General features: G+C 45.5%; 16 protein-coding genes and 1 tRNA gene. 9 read left to right on the top strand and 8 right to left on the bottom strand.

Going from position 1 to position 18,279, the window contains the following annotated elements:
• Positions 1 to 120 precede the first annotated feature (120 nt).
• The 7 genes from EP13_RS08995 to rlmE form a co-directional block, all read right to left on the bottom strand.
• A tRNA-Leu gene (locus tag EP13_RS08995) sits at positions 121 to 206 on the bottom strand.
• Between the two features lie 18 nt (positions 207 to 224).
• Positions 225 to 617, bottom strand: a complete 393-nt coding sequence (secG, locus tag EP13_RS08990; protein WP_044056998.1) for a preprotein translocase subunit SecG — start codon at positions 615 to 617, stop codon at positions 225 to 227.
• Positions 618 to 627: 10 nt separating this feature from the next.
• Entirely contained in the window at positions 628 to 1,371 is a 744-nt protein-coding gene (gene tpiA, locus EP13_RS08985; protein WP_044056997.1) for a triose-phosphate isomerase, read from the bottom strand.
• 95 nt (positions 1,372 to 1,466) lie between these two features.
• Entirely contained in the window at positions 1,467 to 2,810 is a 1,344-nt protein-coding gene (glmM, locus tag EP13_RS08980; RefSeq protein WP_044056996.1) for a phosphoglucosamine mutase, read from the bottom strand.
• Positions 2,811 to 2,820: 10 nt separating this feature from the next.
• Complete coding sequence (gene folP / locus EP13_RS08975; protein WP_044056995.1) at positions 2,821 to 3,645, bottom strand: dihydropteroate synthase; 825 nt, start codon at positions 3,643 to 3,645, stop codon at positions 2,821 to 2,823.
• A gap of 78 nt (positions 3,646 to 3,723) precedes the next feature.
• On the bottom strand, positions 3,724 to 5,670 hold the full coding sequence (ftsH, locus tag EP13_RS08970) for an ATP-dependent zinc metalloprotease FtsH (RefSeq protein WP_044056994.1): 1,947 nt from the start codon (positions 5,668 to 5,670) through the stop codon (positions 3,724 to 3,726).
• A 111-nt stretch (positions 5,671 to 5,781) separates the two neighbouring features.
• Positions 5,782 to 6,411, bottom strand: a complete 630-nt coding sequence (rlmE, locus tag EP13_RS08965; RefSeq protein ID WP_044056993.1) for a 23S rRNA (uridine(2552)-2'-O)-methyltransferase RlmE — start codon at positions 6,409 to 6,411, stop codon at positions 5,782 to 5,784.
• A 95-nt stretch (positions 6,412 to 6,506) separates the two neighbouring features.
• Between rlmE and yhbY the strand changes: the two genes are divergently transcribed.
• Together yhbY and EP13_RS08955 are read left to right on the top strand one after the other, a co-directional pair.
• Positions 6,507 to 6,800: a ribosome assembly RNA-binding protein YhbY gene (gene yhbY / locus EP13_RS08960; protein WP_044056992.1), complete on the top strand. Its 294-nt coding sequence runs from the start codon at positions 6,507 to 6,509 to the stop codon at positions 6,798 to 6,800.
• Between the two features lie 92 nt (positions 6,801 to 6,892).
• Positions 6,893 to 7,669, top strand: coding sequence for an SDR family NAD(P)-dependent oxidoreductase (locus tag EP13_RS08955; protein ID WP_044056991.1), 777 nt, complete (start codon positions 6,893 to 6,895; stop codon positions 7,667 to 7,669).
• 80 nt (positions 7,670 to 7,749) lie between these two features.
• Here the strand turns inward: EP13_RS08955 and EP13_RS08950 are convergent, their stop codons facing one another.
• The gene (locus EP13_RS08950) at positions 7,750 to 10,146 is read right to left on the bottom strand and encodes a Lon protease family protein (RefSeq protein ID WP_044056990.1); all 2,397 of its coding nucleotides are present in this window, start codon (positions 10,144 to 10,146) and stop codon (positions 7,750 to 7,752) included.
• 536 nt (positions 10,147 to 10,682) lie between these two features.
• Between EP13_RS08950 and leuS the strand changes: the two genes are divergently transcribed.
• The 7 genes from leuS (at position 10,683) to mrdA (ending at position 18,277) form a co-directional block, all read left to right on the top strand.
• On the top strand, positions 10,683 to 13,286 hold the full coding sequence (leuS, locus tag EP13_RS08945; RefSeq protein ID WP_044056989.1) for a leucine--tRNA ligase: 2,604 nt from the start codon (positions 10,683 to 10,685) through the stop codon (positions 13,284 to 13,286).
• A 2-nt stretch (positions 13,287 to 13,288) separates the two neighbouring features.
• Positions 13,289 to 13,810, top strand: coding sequence for an LPS-assembly lipoprotein LptE (locus EP13_RS08940; RefSeq protein WP_044056988.1), 522 nt, complete (start codon positions 13,289 to 13,291; stop codon positions 13,808 to 13,810).
• A gap of 3 nt (positions 13,811 to 13,813) precedes the next feature.
• Positions 13,814 to 14,842 carry a DNA polymerase III subunit delta gene (gene holA / locus EP13_RS08935; RefSeq protein WP_044056987.1) on the top strand — a complete coding sequence of 343 codons (1,029 nt, stop codon included), beginning with the start codon at positions 13,814 to 13,816 and terminating at the stop codon, positions 14,840 to 14,842.
• Positions 14,843 to 14,846: 4 nt separating this feature from the next.
• The gene (gene nadD, locus EP13_RS08930) at positions 14,847 to 15,497 is read left to right on the top strand and encodes a nicotinate (nicotinamide) nucleotide adenylyltransferase (RefSeq protein WP_044056986.1); all 651 of its coding nucleotides are present in this window, start codon (positions 14,847 to 14,849) and stop codon (positions 15,495 to 15,497) included.
• Positions 15,498 to 15,509: 12 nt separating this feature from the next.
• A complete protein-coding gene (gene rsfS, locus EP13_RS08925) occupies positions 15,510 to 15,827 on the top strand; it encodes a ribosome silencing factor (RefSeq protein ID WP_044056985.1) in 318 nt (105 codons plus the stop codon).
• Positions 15,828 to 15,904: 77 nt separating this feature from the next.
• Positions 15,905 to 16,375, top strand: coding sequence for a 23S rRNA (pseudouridine(1915)-N(3))-methyltransferase RlmH (gene rlmH / locus EP13_RS08920; protein WP_044056984.1), 471 nt, complete (start codon positions 15,905 to 15,907; stop codon positions 16,373 to 16,375).
• A gap of 12 nt (positions 16,376 to 16,387) precedes the next feature.
• Positions 16,388 to 18,277, top strand: coding sequence for a penicillin-binding protein 2 (mrdA, locus tag EP13_RS08915; protein ID WP_044056983.1), 1,890 nt, complete (start codon positions 16,388 to 16,390; stop codon positions 18,275 to 18,277).
• Positions 18,278 to 18,279: the final 2 nt, after the last annotated feature.

Here is an 18,279-nt window from a genome sequence, read left to right as displayed (position 1 = left end):
ACGAATAGCGTTAACTGGCTGAAATAACTTTATTTTACGAATTGTTACAAATATTAAATTTAGCGCTGTAAAAAGGGGCACAAATAAAAAAGGCCAGCATAATGCTGGCCTTTTGAAAATTGGTGCGGAAAGCGGGACTTGAACCCGCACGAGCTATGCTCACCACCCCCTCAAGATGGCGTGTCTACCAATTCCACCACTTCCGCGAAATTTTAAATGAACGACTAGTTAGGTACGTCAGATGATTTGTCCACTTGGGGAACATCATCAATTGCTGATTCAGGCACTTCACCCATTGGAACATCTTGATCCGCTGGTGTTTGTACAGGTGCTTCAACGACAGCAGGAACCTCTAAGTTTTCCCACTCGTCTTCCGCACTTTCTTTATTCGCCGTTAACGCACCTAGCGTTAAGCTGATAAAGAAAAACAAACCGGCCAAAACCGCGGTTGTTCTGCTCATAAAATTACCTGAACCAGAAGAACCAAAAACAGTATTAGAGCCACCGCTACCGAAAGAAGCGCCCATATCAGCCCCTTTGCCTTGCTGGATAAGTACAAATCCAATAAGCAATAGAGCTACAATTAAATAGGCTACAAGTAGCACTTCATAAACCATAATAACCTCGTCAGTTTGCCGCTTGGCAAATTGAAATAAAATCTTCGACTTTTAAGCTGGCGCCCCCAATGAGCCCGCCATCTACATCAGCCTGTGCAAATAATGTTTTTGCATTGTCAGGCTTTACACTGCCGCCATATAAAATGCGCAGCCCTTCCGCTAGTGTCTTGTCTTCGTTCGCAAAAAACTCACGGATAAATTTGTGTACATCTTGCGCTTGTTCTGGTGATGCTGTCTTACCTGTGCCTATAGCCCATATTGGCTCGTAAGCAATAACCGATTTAGATAAGTCATCTACACTGAGATGTTCTACCAACGCTTTCAATTGCTCAGATAAAAAGGCTTCAACCTCACCTGCTTCTCTCACCGCTAAGGGTTCGCCAATGCAGATAATAGGCGTTAAGCCGCACGCTAATGCTTTACTGGCTTTTTTAGCAACATCACTGTTCGACTCGCCATGATCTTCCCGGCGCTCCGAATGGCCTACAATAACATAACTGCAGCCAACATCCTTAAGCATTTCACCAGACACATCACCTGTGTGTGCACCCGGTTCTTGAGCACTTAAATCTTGCCCGCCTAAACTAAAGTTAGCCGAAGAAAATAGCGGTAAATAAACAGCCGGTGGACATAAAACAATGTCTACATTGCTTACTGCATGACTATCAAGCGATGCACTAAACGTTGTCACCAGTGAACGGTCACCGTTCATTTTCCAATTACCTGCCACGAATGGCGTTCTATTATTCTTCACACTATAGACCTTAGCCCTGTCTTAAAGCGGGCGTGATATTAACGATTTCAAATAAAATATACAAGCATAAAACGCAAAAATTCCAGTCATGCCAATCAATTGGCGACTTTACGAACAATTTCAGCGATATGTTCAGCCCACTTCTCTGTTTGGGCTTCATCATCAGATTCAACCATAACGCGAATTAAGGGTTCAGTGCCACTTTTGCGTAATAAAACACGCCCTCGTTTACCTAACGCCGCTTCTGCATCTGCTTTGCCTTTTTGTACAGCATCATGAGCAAGGTAGTCTTCATCTAAATTTGTATAGCGCACGTTGATGAGCCGTTGCGGATACATTTCGAAGCCGCTGCTCAGGTCGTGTAAGTCCATGTCTGAACGCAACATGGCAGCAATAACTTGTAAACCTGCCACGATACCATCTCCGGTGGAAGACGCCGTTAAATTCAAAATATGTCCAGAACTTTCGCCGCCGATGGTCCACCCTTTTTCTTGCAACAATTCCATGACATAGCGATCTCCTACTTTGCTTCGTGCAAAGGGAACACCCAAGCGACTCAACGCCACCTCTAAGCCCAAATTACTCATCAGAGTGCCAACAACTCCCCCTTGCATTCGGCCATTTTTTAATGCATCCCGCGCAATCATGAACACGATTTGATCACCATCGATCACGTTACCTAAATGATCTACCATCATGATACGATCGCCGTCGCCGTCAAGGGCAAAGCCTAAATCGGCGTGATGCGTTTTAACCGCCTCAACAATGGCGCCTAAAGAAGTAGCGCCCACGTTTTCGTTGATATTTAAGCCGTTCGGCGCGGTGCCAATTTCAATAACCGTGGCACCTAATTCACGCAACACGTTAGGTGCAATGTGATAAGTCGCGCCGTGCGCACAATCCACGACAATCTTTAGTCCCGTTAAAGACAATTCAGAGGGGAATGTACCTTTACAGAATTCGATGTAACGGCCCGCTGCGTCATTAATGCGCGTAGCCTTACCCAATTTATCTGACGCAACACACGTCATGGGTTCCTCAAGCATAGCCTCAATAGCGTGTTCTATATCATCATCAAGCTTAAAGCCATTGGATGAAAAGAACTTTATACCGTTGTCGTAATAAGGGTTATGTGAAGCACTGATGACAATGCCAGCCTCAGAACGAAAGGTTTTCGTTAAATAGGCAATTGCCGGTGTGGGCATTGGCCCAAGCAAACCAATATCGATGCCCGCAGCAGATAGCCCTGATTCCAATGATGATTCAAGCATGTAACCAGAAATACGGGTATCTTTACCAATGAGTACTTTGTTAGTGCCACGGCCAGCAAGGACTTTACCTGCCGCCCAGCCAAGCTTGGTAACAAATTCAGGGTTTATGTTACTTTCACCCACTTTGCCACGAATACCATCAGTACCAAAATATTTGCGCTGACCCATTTTTAAATCCTTATTTTACTTCATGAACCATGTTAACAATAGACACGGCATCACTGGTTTCTTGTACATCATGAACACGAATAATGTGCGCTCGCATAGTGGCAGCAATTGTAGCGAGTGCCACACTTCCCGCCAAGCGCTCTTCCACTTTTCTATCAAGTAAGCTGCCAATCATGGACTTTCTAGACATTCCCACTAACACGGGGTAACCCAACGCCATAATTTTGGGCAAATATTTCACTAACATATAGTTATGAGAAAGGGTTTTACCGAAGCCATACCCTGGGTCAAGCAGGATATTGTCGCGATTTATCCCGGCCTGAATACAAGCGTCTACACGCTGTAATAAAAATCCTGTTACATCATCCACTACACTTGTGTACTCAGGGTTTTGTTGCATGGTAGTGGGCTGCCCTTTCATATGCATTAAGCAAACAGGAACCGAGGAATGCGCTGCAACCTCTAATGCATTGGGTTCTGCTAAAGCCCTTACGTCATTAATAAGCCCGGCACCCGCTTGGACAGCCTCTCTCATAACCATCGCTTTGCTGGTATCTACGGAAATGACACAGTCTAACTCACTGTGTAAACGTTCAATGACTGGAATGACTCTATCGAGTTCTTCACTTTCACTTACTGTTGCAGCGCCAGGGCGGGTGGATTCACCGCCCACGTCGATAAAAGTCGCACCTTTTTCAACCATGTCATGTGCGTGGCGTAAGGCACTGTCGAGATGATGGTGTTTACCGCCGTCAGAAAAGGAATCAGGGGTCACGTTTAAAATCCCCATGATCTTAGGGGTAGAGAGGTCTATTTCCCGGTTAGCAAAGCGCATTAAAAATCACTCGTATTGCATTAACACATACAAAAAACGCCAGATTAACTGGCGTTTTTCACGTTTAGCCTAAGAAGCTTAGCTGGGCAAATCGCCTGGCTTACCTACAGACGGCTTATCCACACCATCGTCGGTAATTTCACCTTCACGCGCTGGCTTGCCACCGCTTGGTTTGTCACCGCCTGACGGCGAGCGGTCATCCCAATCAGCAGGAGGACGCACATCTGTACGGTTCATTAAATCGTCAATTTGTTTGGCATCAATAGTTTCATACTTCATTAGTGCATCTTTCATAGAATGAAGAATATCAATATTCTCTTCTAAGATTTTGTGTGCACGGTCGTAGTTACTATCAATTAACGACTTAATTTCAGCATCAATGGCTCTGGCCGTATCATCAGACATGTTGGTTGCTTTAGACATAGACTTGCCTAAGAAAACTTCACCTTCATCTTCTGCATACAGCATTGGGCCCATTTTCGTTGAAAGCCCCCATTGAGTAACCATCTTACGAGCAATTTCAGTGGCACGTTCGATGTCGTTAGAGGCCCCTGTGGTCACCTTGTCATCGCCATAAATGATTTGCTCTGCAATTCGGCCGCCAAACAAGCTAGAAATCATACTTTCTAAATGCTGCTTAGAATGGCTTACTCTATCTTGCTCTGGCAAATACATAGTCACACCTAATGCACGACCACGAGGAATAATAGATACCTTATAAACTGGATCATGCTCTGGTACTAAACGACCCACAATAGCGTGACCAGCTTCGTGATACGCCGTCATTTCTTTTTCTGACTCAGACATCACCATAGACTTACGTTCAGAGCCCATCATGATTTTGTCTTTCGCCTTCTCGAACTCTTCCATAGAAACAAGGCGCTTGTTTCCACGAGCAGCAAATAATGCAGCTTCGTTCACGAGGTTGGCTAAGTCGGCACCAGAGAAACCTGGGGTACCGCGAGCAATGACTGACGGCTCTACATTATCAGCCACGGGAACCTTACGGATATGCACCTTAAGTATTTGTTCACGACCACGAATATCGGGCAGACCTACAACCACCTGACGGTCGAATCGACCGGGACGCAGTAATGCTGGATCAAGTACGTCAGGACGGTTGGTTGCCGCAATAACGATGATACCTTCATGACCTTCGAAACCGTCCATCTCGACAAGCATTTGGTTGAGGGTTTGTTCACGCTCATCGTGACCGCCACCTAAACCTGCGCCACGCTGACGACCCACTGCATCGATTTCATCAATAAAGATAATGCATGGTGCTGCTTTTTTCGCTTGTTCAAACATATCGCGAACACGTGATGCACCAACACCCACAAACATTTCGACGAAATCAGACCCCGAAATAGTGAAGAAAGGCACTTTAGCTTCACCGGCAATCGCTTTCGCTAGCAAGGTTTTACCTGTTCCTGGAGGGCCTACCATAAGCACGCCTTTAGGAATTTTACCGCCTAATTTCTGGAATTTTGATGGGTCACGAAGGAAGTCTACCAATTCTGATACATCTTCTTTCGCTTCATCACACCCAGCAACATCGGCAAATGTGGTCTTGATTTGGTCTTCGCCCAGTAAGCGCGCTTTACTCTTACCGAAAGACATGGCGCCGCGGCCACCGCCACCTTGCATTTGACGCATGAAGAATATCCATACACCAATAAGCAACAACATGGGGAACCAAGAAATAAAGATAGACGTTAAAATTGACTGCTCTTCCGGCGGCTCACCGTAGACACGCACGTCATTTTTAACTAAATCTGAAATTAACTTGTCGTCGAAGTAAGGAACGTTCGTCTGGAATGTGTCACCCGAACGTTTAGTACCACGAATTTCACCATCATTGTTGATGCGAACTTCACGGATATTTCCTTGTTCAGCTTCTCTTAGGAATGTTGTGTAATCGGTCTGCGTTCGTGCTGATTCACTGGGTGAAAAGCTCTGAAAAACAGACATTAACACAACGGCGATAACCAACCATAAGATTAAATTTTTTGCCATATCGCTCAATGCTACTAACCTCTAAAAAAACCGAAAGCCTGAGAATTAGAGTGAACACACAAGAGTTTGTTCACTTTACCTACAGTCTTTCGCAACGAAAATCGCTTACTCGAAAGAGTACTACACTTTATAACCACAAGCCACCAAATACACCTCCCTTGAACGGGATCGAGACGAATCTGGTTTCCGCGTTTTAAGGGTAGTAAAGGCGCTACGCAAATCTTTCAGGAATTCATCAAACCCTTCACCCTGAAAAACTTTAATTGCAAAATTACCACCTGGCTTTAGGACTTGATGACACATATCTAAGGCAAGCTCGCAGAGATACATAGAGCCGGCTTGATCCACCGCCGCGTTACCAGACAGGTTAGGTGCCATGTCTGATAACACAGTATCTACGTTCTTACCGCCGATTCTGTTCAATAATGCGTCTAAAACTGCATCATCTCGAAAATCACCTTGTAAGAAGTCGACACCCACGATTGAATCCATAGGTAAAATGTCACAAGCAATGACTTTACCGTGGTCACCCACGAGCTCTGAAGCCAATTGTGACCAGCCACCTGGCGCCGCACCTAGGTCAACAACCGTAGAGCCAGGTCTAATAAGCTTATCTTTTTGCTGGATTTCTTCCAGTTTAAAGAAGGCACGGGACCGCTTACCTTGCTTCTGCGCTTTTTGCACATAGTGGTCATCAAAGTGTTCTTGTAGCCAGCGTTTACTGCTGGCGGAGTGTTTCTTTTTTGTCATTCCAATACAATGTCATTAGGATTGTAGAGAAGATGGCGTTAGAATACGTTATTTCAAGCGTAAATTTATAGATAAATTGTAAGAATATTGACTACATGAAACTTTCAAACAAACAGAAACAATTTCTTAAAGGCCTTGCACACCCGCTTAAGCCTGTTGTGCAACTTGGTGCTAACGGCCTTACAGAGGGGGTTGTAGCCGAAATCGACAACGCCCTAAACTTCCACGAATTAATTAAAGTTAAGGTGCCCACAGATGATCGCGAGGAAAAATCGCTCATCATGGATGCCATTGTAAGAGAAACCAACGCCGAAAAACTTCAAGTTATCGGACATACTCTTATTTTATACCGTCCTAATGAAGAGCGTAAAATTCAGTTGCCAAAATAAAGTTAACATTTTCGCCGTTTAACAGCGGCAAAATGGTTTTTATGGTGATACCCCGTTAACATGTTGTTAAAAAACAGCGTTAACGGGGATTTATGAAAATTACTGAAGTCACTGCATTAGTGACCGGAGGCTGTTCTGGCCTAGGTCATGCGACTGCCATAGCATTGAGTCAGGCTGGCGCAAAAGTGTGCTTGCTAGACATGAACGAAGCACTAGGCCAGCAACGGGTAGAGGAACTCGGCACCGAGAACACGTTATTTGTGCGCGCCGATGTCCGCAATGAAGATGAAATCTCATCAGCAATTCGTCAGTGTCAATCTCGATTTAATCATATTCATTTGTGCGTTAATTGTGCAGGCATCGCCCCCGCCAAACGTATCCTTAACAAAGAAAATGCCCCTGCCCCATTACAGGACTTCCAGCACACTATTGATATAAATTTAGTCGGCAGCTTCAACGTCGCGCGTTTAGTGGCCAGTGCCATGGCTACCCAATCCGCAGTGAATGATGAGGGGGAACGAGGGGTGATTATTAACACCGCGTCGGTGGCCGGCTATGAAGGGCAAATTGGGCAAACCGCCTATGCCGCCAGTAAAGCAGGGATCATTGGGCTTACCCTTCCTATGGCACGAGATTTAGCGCCATTAGGCATTCGGGTTAACACTATAGCCCCTGGAGTTATGGGCACCCCAATGCTATTGGCCATGCCTGAGCATGTACAACAGGCATTATCGCATAATGTACAGTTTCCCAAACGGTTAGGATTACCTGAAGAATTTGCAAAGTTGGTTATTCATATTGCACAAAATGCGTATTTAAACGGGGAAACCATTCGCTTAGATGGCGGTTTACGTATGCCACCTAAGTAAACCTGGCAAGGTCAGTCGCCAACCACTCAATGAAAGCAAGCTAGATATCGCTCGCTTTCATTTTTAGCGTGGCGCTAAGACTATTCGCCATCCCCCCCATTCACAATCAGCGCAATGTTGTAAAGACGATTCACCGCGTGGTAATTGATGGTGTTTTTCGGGTATCGGCTGCGAGAACTTAGTACACCGGCTTCCTGTTCCATCAGTATGGATAATGCATCATCAACCGTTTCTACAGTATAAATGTGGAATAACCCTTTTTTCACCGCATCTATCACCGTAGAGTCTAATACTAAGTTAATGGCATTAGATTTTGGAATAATAACCCCTTGGGTGCCCGTTAAACCTCGATGTTGGCAAAGATCGAAATAGCCTTCAATCTTTTCATTTACACCGCCCACCGCCTGAACTTCACCGTATTGGTTGATTGAGCCCGTTATCGCAAGCGTTTGCAAGCAGGGTATTTCAGTGAGTGCTGAGATTAATGCCACTAGTTCACCCAGCGATGCGCTGTCTCCGTCAATGTGACCATAAGACTGCTCTAAGGCGATATTTGCCGACAATGTCAGTGGAAAGTGCTGCGCGTACTTGTTACCCAAGTACCCTGTTAGCAACATCACCCCTTTTGAATGTATGGGCTGACCCAACTCCACTTCTCTTTCTATATCTACAACGCCACTTGCACCGGCGAACACAGTAGAGGTAATTCGCGCCGGCGTCCCAAACGCAGTGTCACCTATGTCTAAAACCGTCAGCCCATTCACCTTCCCTATTGCTTTGCCTTCAGTAGCAATGAGTACATGCCCTTCTTTTATGTCGTTTAACAGGGTTTGGCTAACGCGGCCCGTTCTGCGTTTCTTCGCCGCCAGCGCCGTTTTTAAATGATGCAATTCTAAGGTGTCACTACCAGATTTCATGCAGAAAAAGTGCGCTTCGTTTACGAGTTCTATCACCTCGGAAAAATGCGCTGATAACTTTTGTTGGTGTTCAGCCATTCGCAATGAATATTCTACCAACCGACACATGGCGTTGGCGGTCACGTGTTGGATGTTAAGTTGAGCCAAATGTTTTCTCACCTTGCCCACAAAATCGAACAACGCTTGGCGAGAAACTTGAATTTCTAAGTCGAAGTCTACTAATACTCGAAAAAGCTCATCAAATTCATCGTCGTAATCTTGCAACGTATAATAGAGATCCCGGGAACCAAGAAGCACAATTTTAATATTCAAGTCGATAGGTTGAGGATGCAAAGTGATGGCATTCACCATACCGACATCTTGCTGGGGCAAGTCCATTTTTAATCTGCCAAGCTTAACGGCAAGTTTCAGGGTTTCCCACACGTAAGGCTGCTCAATGAGTTGGTCTACATCAAGCAGTAAATATCCACCGTTGGCGCGATGAAGCGCACCAGGTCTTATCATTCGATAGTTAGTGAACACGCCCCCATGAATATTGGTGTATTCGATTTTGCCAAAAAGGTTTTGGTAAGTAGGGTTTGGTTCGTATATAACCGGCGCCGTGTCTCCAACATTATTTGCCACCAGAACATTCGGCAAAAATTGTTCTTCTAAAAACACCCGTTGATCAAACTCATCGCTTTTCTCATCTTTTCGCTCTTCTTGCACAATGAGAAGGATGGCGTTAACCAATGCCGTCTTTAACTGCTTTAAGTACTTCAAAATACCAAGTTCTGCCGAATACTTATGCTCTAGCACTTTCAAGAGGGGTTTAATCCCCTGCTCTGCAGTTTGTTTGTCTAATGCTCTTAATTGTTCAGAATTTTCCCTCTTCCACGAGGGTAAGCTTAGTAGGCTCTCGCTGAGGCGATTTTCTAAATCGTCAATTAACGCATAAAAATGCGAACGCTGGCTTTCATTCAAAGCCGCAAATTCCGTATCCGTTAGTGGCTTGCCCTCAACAATAGGAGAAAATGAAATTTCGCCATTTTCTTCATACAAAGCCACATCATTGGCTTGTGCGTAACGCTCTAGCGCAGCAATGGCCTCGTCATACTTTTTATCGAATTCCCGAGAGATATTAGCCCGCTTTCGCTGATAGCCTGGATTATCGAATGCGACGGGAAAGGTATCTAGCACGTCATCAATAAGCTGAGAGATATCTTTATGAAAGGCTTTACCACCACCGGTGGGGAATTTCAGTGCCACAGGTTCACGTTCTTCGGCGAAATTATTGATGTACACCCAATCGTCGGGCGCGTTCAAATTAGCAACTTGCCGTGCAATATAGTCGCGCACCAAGGTGAATCGACCCGTGGCGGGTTCACCCATCACATAAAGGTTGTAGCCTTTCGCATTAATGCCTAAGCCAAAAGTAAGCGCTTCTCGAGCACGCTCCTGGCCAATAAAAGTAGCATGGAGTGCTTCATCATCTTTCAACGCACTATTTATCGCCTTTCGATTAATCGTGGGTGTAAGAGAAGAAGGAGTAAGTGATGTATGCTTAATTTCGCCTGACATAGTTCTTATTTTTTAAATCTTTGTGGTAAGTGAAACCCGTTAGCGCAGGTCTGTCAAACCCTTATCTCGCTTTATTGTATTGTGTGTCTCTATTAGATGAATAAACCATCAAGTGGAGCCCTCTTTTGCTATACTCGATGGCTTTTTTTGGCTCGCTGTTTTATACCACAACAACTCGCGTTAGCTAACGATGAAATAATCACACTAAGCAAACACAACACTGTGCGTTAAATCAAAGCGCGCTAAACGTTTTGGCGAGGAAGCATGCTGAGGAAGCACGCTAATGTGTTGGCAGTATTTCATGGGATTAACCCACCCATCCACGAAGAATGATTAGTTTTTCAACAAGTGAGGATAAAAATAGCACTATAACTCGCTAAGCTATTGAGCGTGGACACGTCGCTAGGGTATTCTATAAGGCTATATGTAAGTTAAATTTCTATGTTGAACCGTGGGCCTTAGCCGTTTCACTCACTCGGTTTTTCATAGACGATTTATTAACGTTAAACCAATATTAATGCGGAAGCCTAAGTTTCATGGCCGAAAATCAGTACAACCCTAAAGAAATAGAACAAAGCGTTCAGCAATACTGGGAAGAAAATCAGTCATTTAAAGCCAATGACGATGTGGATAAAGAAAAGTTCTATTGCCTTTCTATGTTTCCTTACCCAAGTGGCAGACTCCACATGGGCCACGTAAGAAACTACACCATAGGTGATGTGATCAGTCGCTACCAGCGTATGCAGGGAAAAAACGTACTCCAGCCAATGGGATGGGACGCTTTTGGGCTTCCAGCGGAAAATGCCGCAATAAACAACAACACAGCCCCAGCGAAATGGACCTACTCGAACATTGATTACATGAAAAATCAGCTTCGCAGTTTAGGGTTTGGCTACGACTGGGACAGAGAAGTCACTACGTGTAAGTCAGACTACTACCGTTGGGAACAGTGGTTTTTCACCCGCCTTTACGAAAAAGGGTTAGTGTATAAAAAGAACTCTACTGTGAACTGGGATCCCGTAGACCAAACTGTTTTAGCTAACGAGCAGGTCATCGATGGCCGTGGCTGGCGTTCTGGTGCGCTGGTGGAGCAAAAAGAAATTCCGCAGTGGTTTATTAAAATTACGGATTATGCAGAAGAACTTCTTAGCGATTTAGAGCAACTTGACGAGTGGCCAGATCAAGTACGTGCCATGCAAGCAAATTGGATTGGTCGTTCTGAAGGTGTAGATATCACCTTCGATCTTGCTAAAAATGCAAGCAACATAAGCGACCTAACCGTTTACACTACCCGCCCAGATACTTTCTATGGGGTGACTTATGTGGCGGTGGCAGCACAGCATCCACTCGCTGAATTTGCCGCGCAGTCTAATCCTGCTTTAGCTGACTTTATTGAAGAATGTAGGAACACCAAAGTGGCCGAAGCAGAGTTGGCCACGATGGAGAAAAAAGGGTGTGATACCGGCATGCAGGTAATTCACCCCCTAACTGGTGAGTTATTGCCTGTATGGGTAGCAAACTTTGTATTGATGGATTACGGCTCAGGTGCGGTAATGGCGGTACCGGGGCACGACCAACGAGATTGGGAATTTGCTACCAAATACGGCCTAACGATCAAACAAGTGATTCAGCCTGCAGACGATGCAAAAGAAGCCTGTGATTTAACAGAAGCGGCTTACACGGAAAAAGGCGCGCTTGTTAATTCTGATAAATTTGATGGCCTTACATTTAATGATGCTTTTGACGCTATTGCTAAAGCCTTGGAAGAAAAAGGCTGTGGCCAGCGTAAAGTAAATTACCGTCTTCGTGACTGGGGCGTGAGTCGCCAGCGTTACTGGGGCGCACCTATCCCAATGTTGAATCTGGAAAATGGAGAGTCGGTGCCCGTTCCTGAAAGTGAACTGCCTGTCATTTTACCCGAAGACGTTGAAATGAACGGCGTAACCTCCCCTATTAAGGCGGATCCAGAATGGGCGAAGACCACGTATAACGGCGAAGCAGCATTACGCGAAACGGATACCTTCGACACCTTCATGGAGTCTTCTTGGTATTACGCAAGGTACGCCAGCGCAACCAACCATGACGCCATGCTTGACCCTGCCTCATCGAACTATTGGTTACCTGTTGATCAATATATTGGGGGTATCGAACACGCGATATTGCACTTATTGTATTCACGTTTCTTCCACAAATTGTTACGTGACGAAGGCTTGGTGGATTCTGACGAGCCATTTAAACGCTTACTCTGTCAAGGTATGGTGTTGGCCGATTCTTACTACCGCGAAGATGCCAAGGGCAAAAAAACCTGGTATTCACCCACACAGGTGTCGGTAGAAAAAGATGAGAAAGGCAGAATTGTCAAAGCTTGGTTAACCGAAGATGGCGAGCCGGTGATCCACGGCGGCATGACCAAAATGTCGAAATCGAAGAACAATGGCATCGACCCACAAGAAGTGATTGACCAATACGGTGCAGATACCGTTCGCTTGTTTACTATGTTTGCCGCTCCACCTGAGCAAACACTTGAGTGGGTTGATTCTGGCGTAGAAGGCGCAAACCGTTTCTTACGTCGTATCTGGAAACTGACCACTGAACACGTAGAGAAGGGCGAGCCGGAAGCCTTGAACGTAAGTGGGTTAAGTAAAGACCAACAAGCGTTGCGTCGAGAAGTGCATAAGACCATTGAAAAGGTTAGCGACGACCTTGGTCGCCGCCAAACATTCAATACCGCGATTGCAGCCATTATGGAGTTGTTAAATCACCTTCAAAAGGCGCCGCAAGAGTCACCACAAGACGTGGCTATCATGCGAGAAGCCGTTGAGTCTGTATTGTTGCTGTTAAACCCTATCACTCCGCATATTTGTCATACGCTTTGGCACGTGTTGGGCCATAAGGACGATATTGAACTTGCGCCTTGGCCAAAAGCAGATAAAGAAGCGTTGGTTGAAGATGAAAAGCTCATTATCGTTCAAGTCAACGGAAAGGTTCGCGCCAAAATTACCATTGCTGCGGACGCAAGCAAAGAAGCCATTGAAGCAGAAGCGAAAGCTCAGCCCAATGTGCAGCAGTTTATTGATGGCAAAACCATTAGAAAAGTGATTGTGGTGCCGGGACGACTCGTTAACATAGTGGCTAACTAAGAATGAGCCGTTTATTTCTCTACACAATATCGCTGTTAGTAACGTTAACACTGGCTGGGTGCGGGTTTCATTTACGTAGCGCCCCTAACCTACCAGACAATGTGAATGCTGTGATTGTCGATAGCGCAAAAACACATGCCCTGTTGAGCAGAGCACTTTATAAGCGAGTGACTGTGTATGGTTTAAACGGCGTATACGCGCAAGATGCCACCACGTTGGATAACGGCGTGGTGGTATTTTTAATGCCAGAAAAACTAGAGCGTCGACTGTTGTCGGTGTACCCCTCTGGACAAGTGGCTGAATACGAACTTATTTATACCGTGCGATATAAAGTACAGTTTCCAGACCAAGAAGCCATTTTGGCCACCTTTGATGTTATCCGCGATTATCAAGACGACCCAGATCATGTACTGGCGAAGTCACGTGAACTCGATATAGTGTTAGACGAAATGCGTAATGAAGCGGCTGACATTATTATCCGCCGACTTTCCAGCCAAGCCACCATGACTTATCAAGGCCAGTAGGCGATGCAAGTTTATCCAAATCAATTTGGACAAGAGATTTCACGAGGCTTAAAATCTTGCTACTTAGTTTTTGGTGATGAACCGCAGCAAAAATTTGACGTTATTGAGCAAATACGCCAAACCGCAAAACAGCAAGGGTTTATCGAGAGAACCGTTTTGGTTGCCGACACGGGCTTCTCGTGGAATCACGTTTTGGAAGCAACACAAAGTATGTCGTTGTTTTCGTCACAACAATTTATTGAGTTGGAACTTCCTACCGGTAAACCTGGCACCGAAGGCAGTAAAATGCTGCAAGAGATAGCCAAGGCGCTTCATCAAGATGTATTGCTGTTAGTACATGGCCCTAAAATTGGCAAAGATGTTCAACGAGGGAAATGGTTTAAAGTGCTTGATGAGGTGGGTGTCTCAGTTATGTGCTACCCCCTTGAAGGCCGACAACTTCATAGCTGGATAGCACAGCACTTACAATCCCATCAGCTGTCTGTGTCAGGCAATGGTACCAAAATTATTGCTGATTTTTGTGAAGGTAACCTACTTGCCGCCAAGCAAGAAATAGACAAACTCGCTCTGCTTTACCCCCAACAAAGCATTACCGATGAGCAAATTGAATACGCGATGGTGGATCAATCACGCTACAACGTATTTCAACTCGTTGACGTTATGCTCAGTGGTGACAGTCACCGCTGTGTAAAAATGCTTTATCGATTAGAAAGTGAAGGCCTAGAGCCAAACATTATTATATGGGCACTGGTCAGAGAGTGGGAAACCCTTTGGAAGTTACATTGTGCGCAGCTAGATGGTACGCCCATCCAATGGCAAAAATTTGGTATTTGGCGCAATCGACAAGGCTTTTATCAATCTGCGTTACAACGTTTATCCGCGTCTCAGCTTAATGCTATTCAACAGGCACTCAGTGATGCTGACCTCGCTTTTAAACAAAACGTCATCAGTAAGCCTTACGTCAAACTCTGTCATCTATGTATGATGTTTATGGGCATCAATATTTTTCACCTCCCCTTGGTCGACGCCTAATCATATGAGTATTCGGGCCATATTAGGTGGAACCTTTAATCCACCGCACTTAGGGCATATCCAGCCGGCACTGTATTTACTCGATTATATTAAGGTGAACACCTTAGGGCTTATGCCCTGTAAAATCGCCCCTCACAAACCCGTATCGGTGAGTGAAGCGCATCGCGTAGAAATGGTAAAGTTAGCGTGTGAACTCGACAAACGATTGTATCCCGAGCTTATTGAGCTTTCCCTGCCTAGCCCGTCCTATACGGTTCGCACGTTAGAAAATTTGCGCCAGCACCACGCCGACACAATCTGCTTTTTCATTGGTGCGGATTCACTGTATAATATCCAGTCCTGGTTTGAGTGGGAGCGTTTGCTTGATTATTGTCACCTCGTTGTGATGCGACGAGAAGGGGATAATTTTGAACCACCATCGTCATTAACGTCATGGCTAAACGCGAATAAAACGGAAGACATAAACCAACTACATCACCAACCCAATGGTTGTGTGCTGTTGGTTAACACCCCACTACACCCAGCGTCTTCAACACAAATACGCGACGCCGTTAGTGCAACGACGTCAGCCTTGACGCCGCGTATTGAGTGGCTGCCAACGCCCGTTGCAGACTATATAAATATGCACCACTTATACCAAGATAAATCAAATTAGTGAGGAAAACACTTGGAGAGTCAACAACTCAAGCAGTTCGTAAAAGACAAAATTGACGACATGAAAGGCCGTGACATTATTGAAATTGATGTACGCGGTAAATCAACAATCACAGATACCATGATTATCTGTTCTGGTAATTCTAAACGTCACGTGGTTGGTATTGCCGAAAACATAGTAGTAGAAGCCAAGCAAGCAGACATTGCACCTAGCAGTATTGAGGGAAAAGAGACAGGTGAATGGGTATTGGTTGATTTCGGCGACGTGATCTTGCATGTCATGCAAGACGAAGCACGGGATTTTTACCAGCTAGAAAAGCTCTGGTCGTAATAACCTGTTGTGTTGGGGAGCGCAGAATAACGCTCGCCTCAAAAATAGCTTGTAAAACGGCGAATGAAGGAAATCTAGTGCGTATTCAGATTGTTGCAGTGGGTACAAAAATGCCATCTTGGGTTAACCAAGGCGTGGACGAGTTTATTCGCCGGTTCCCTTCTGACATGCCTGTAAGCTTTACCGAAATTGCAGCGGGTAAGCGTGGAAAAAACGCCGATATTAAACGTATTCTTGAAAAAGAAGGCGAACAGATGCTTGCGGCAATTCCTAAAGGTAATAAAGTTGTTACCCTTGAGGTGACAGGTCGCCCTTGGGATACTCCCACATTAGCCAAGCAACTCGATAGTTGGAAAATGGATGGCCGAGATGTAAGCCTGTTAATTGGGGGCCCAGAAGGTCTAGCGCCATCGTGCATTGCAGCCTCGGAACAAAAGTGGTCGTTATCGGCGCTAACGCTCCCTCACCCACTTGTGCGCATTATTCTTACTGAAAGCTTATATCGCGCATGGTCTGTAACGCAAAACCACCCTTACCACCGCGAATAGCAGGAACGGCGAATGCAAAGGAAGCGTCAAACCATAAGAGACCACTCCGCTGAGGCAAATTTATTTGCACGGCGAGCGACGGTGGCATTTTTCATCGTGGTTTGTATGTTAGGCATCGTTTTAAACAACTTGTATTCATTGCAGGTTGAGCAGTACGACGATTACCAAACTCGGTCCAATGGCAATCGAATTAAAGTACTGCCAGTGGCTCCCAATCGGGGGCTCATTTTTGATAGAAATGGCGTATTGTTAGCAGAAAACCGCCCGGTTTTTAGCTTAGAAATAACACCCGAAGAAACCAACGACTTAGACGATACTCTGTCTCGTTTATCGACACTCATGGCTATCACAGACGATGAGCGTGAGAACTTTGAAAGCAAACTGAAAGGCCAAAGACGCTTCAAGCCCATTGCAATTCGAACTAAACTCAGTGAAGAAGATGTTGCGCTTTTTTCTGCCAGTAAGCATCTTTTCCCCGGCGTACAAATTGAGGCTAGACTTGCCCGTTACTACCCCTATAAAGAGACACTGACCCATTTATTAGGCTATGTGGCGCGTATTAATAAAAAAGATTTACAAAAATTGGTTGAGGCCGGTCAAGAAGCAAATTACGCCGCCACTCACGACATGGGTAAATTGGGCATTGAAAAATATCACGAAGAACTGCTTCATGGCAGCGTAGGTTATCAGCAAGTAGAGGTGAATAACCAAGGGCGCATTATTCGTGTGCTGAACGTAGATCCTCCTGTTCCCGGCAAGGACATTGTGCTTAATATTGATATTGAGCTTCAACTTGCTGCGCAGCAAGCCTTAGCCGATCAGCGAGGTGCTGTGGTGGTGACTGACATTAAAACTGGCGGTGTGCTCGCACTGTATTCAAACCCTAGCTACGACCCCAATTTGTTTGTTCACGGTATTAGCCGTAAAAATTACGCTGCGCTACTTAATTCACCGGACCGCCCTCTTATTAACCGTGCAACACAAGGGCAATACCCGCCTGCTTCCACGGTAAAGCCGCATTTAGCGCTGGTTGGTTTGGAAGAAGGCATCATTACTGAAGACTACACCATCATGGATGGTGGACGTTATCAATTACCTAACGTCTCCCATGTGTGGCGCGACTGGAAAAAGTGGGGACATGGCAAAGTAAACGTTTCGAAAGCCATAGAGGTGTCCTGCGACACCTATTACTATGACCTCGCGTACAAGCTAGGTATCGATAAAATCAGTGAAGCTATGTATGAATTTGGGTTTGGTGATTTTACAGGAATAGACTTATACGAAGAATCCGATGCCAACATGCCTAGTCGTGGTTGGAAGCGCGCCCGCTTTAATCAGCCTTGGTACATCGGCGATACTATCCCTGTCGGTATCGGCCAAAGCTTCTGGACGACCACGCCGATTCAGCTTGCTCACTCACTTAACACCTTGGTGAATCGTGGCGAACGCTATATTCCACAAATAATTCGCGGCTTTAAGAAAGCCGATAATTCGGTGGACGTGTTGCCGCTGAAAACCTTACGTCCACTACAGTTCAAGCAGCAAGAAAACATTGATATTGTGTTAAACGCTATGCATGACGTAGTGCATGGTAGCGAAGGTACGGCTAGAAGCGTGTTTAAAGATGCGCCTTACCAATCGGCAGGCAAAACCGGAACAGCACAGCTGTTTTCCGTAGGCCAGGACGAAAAGTACGATGCCGACAAAGTGGATGAGCGCCTACGAGACAACGCAATGTACGTTGGCTATGCGCCCTTTGAAGCCCCCGAAATCTCAGTGACTGTGGTACTGGAAAATGCGGGAGGTGGCAGTTCTAATGCCGCTCCGGTGGCGCGTGAAATTATGGACTTCTATTTTCGAGACCGTGTTTTTGACACTGATATAGCACAGGTTCAGCCCTAACC

It is taken from the genome of Alteromonas australica (assembly GCF_000730385.1).
GTDB lineage: Bacteria > Pseudomonadota > Gammaproteobacteria > Enterobacterales > Alteromonadaceae > Alteromonas > Alteromonas australica.
The sequence above is the reverse complement of the archived record's forward strand: the minus strand, read 5'-3'. Positions and strand labels throughout refer to the sequence as shown.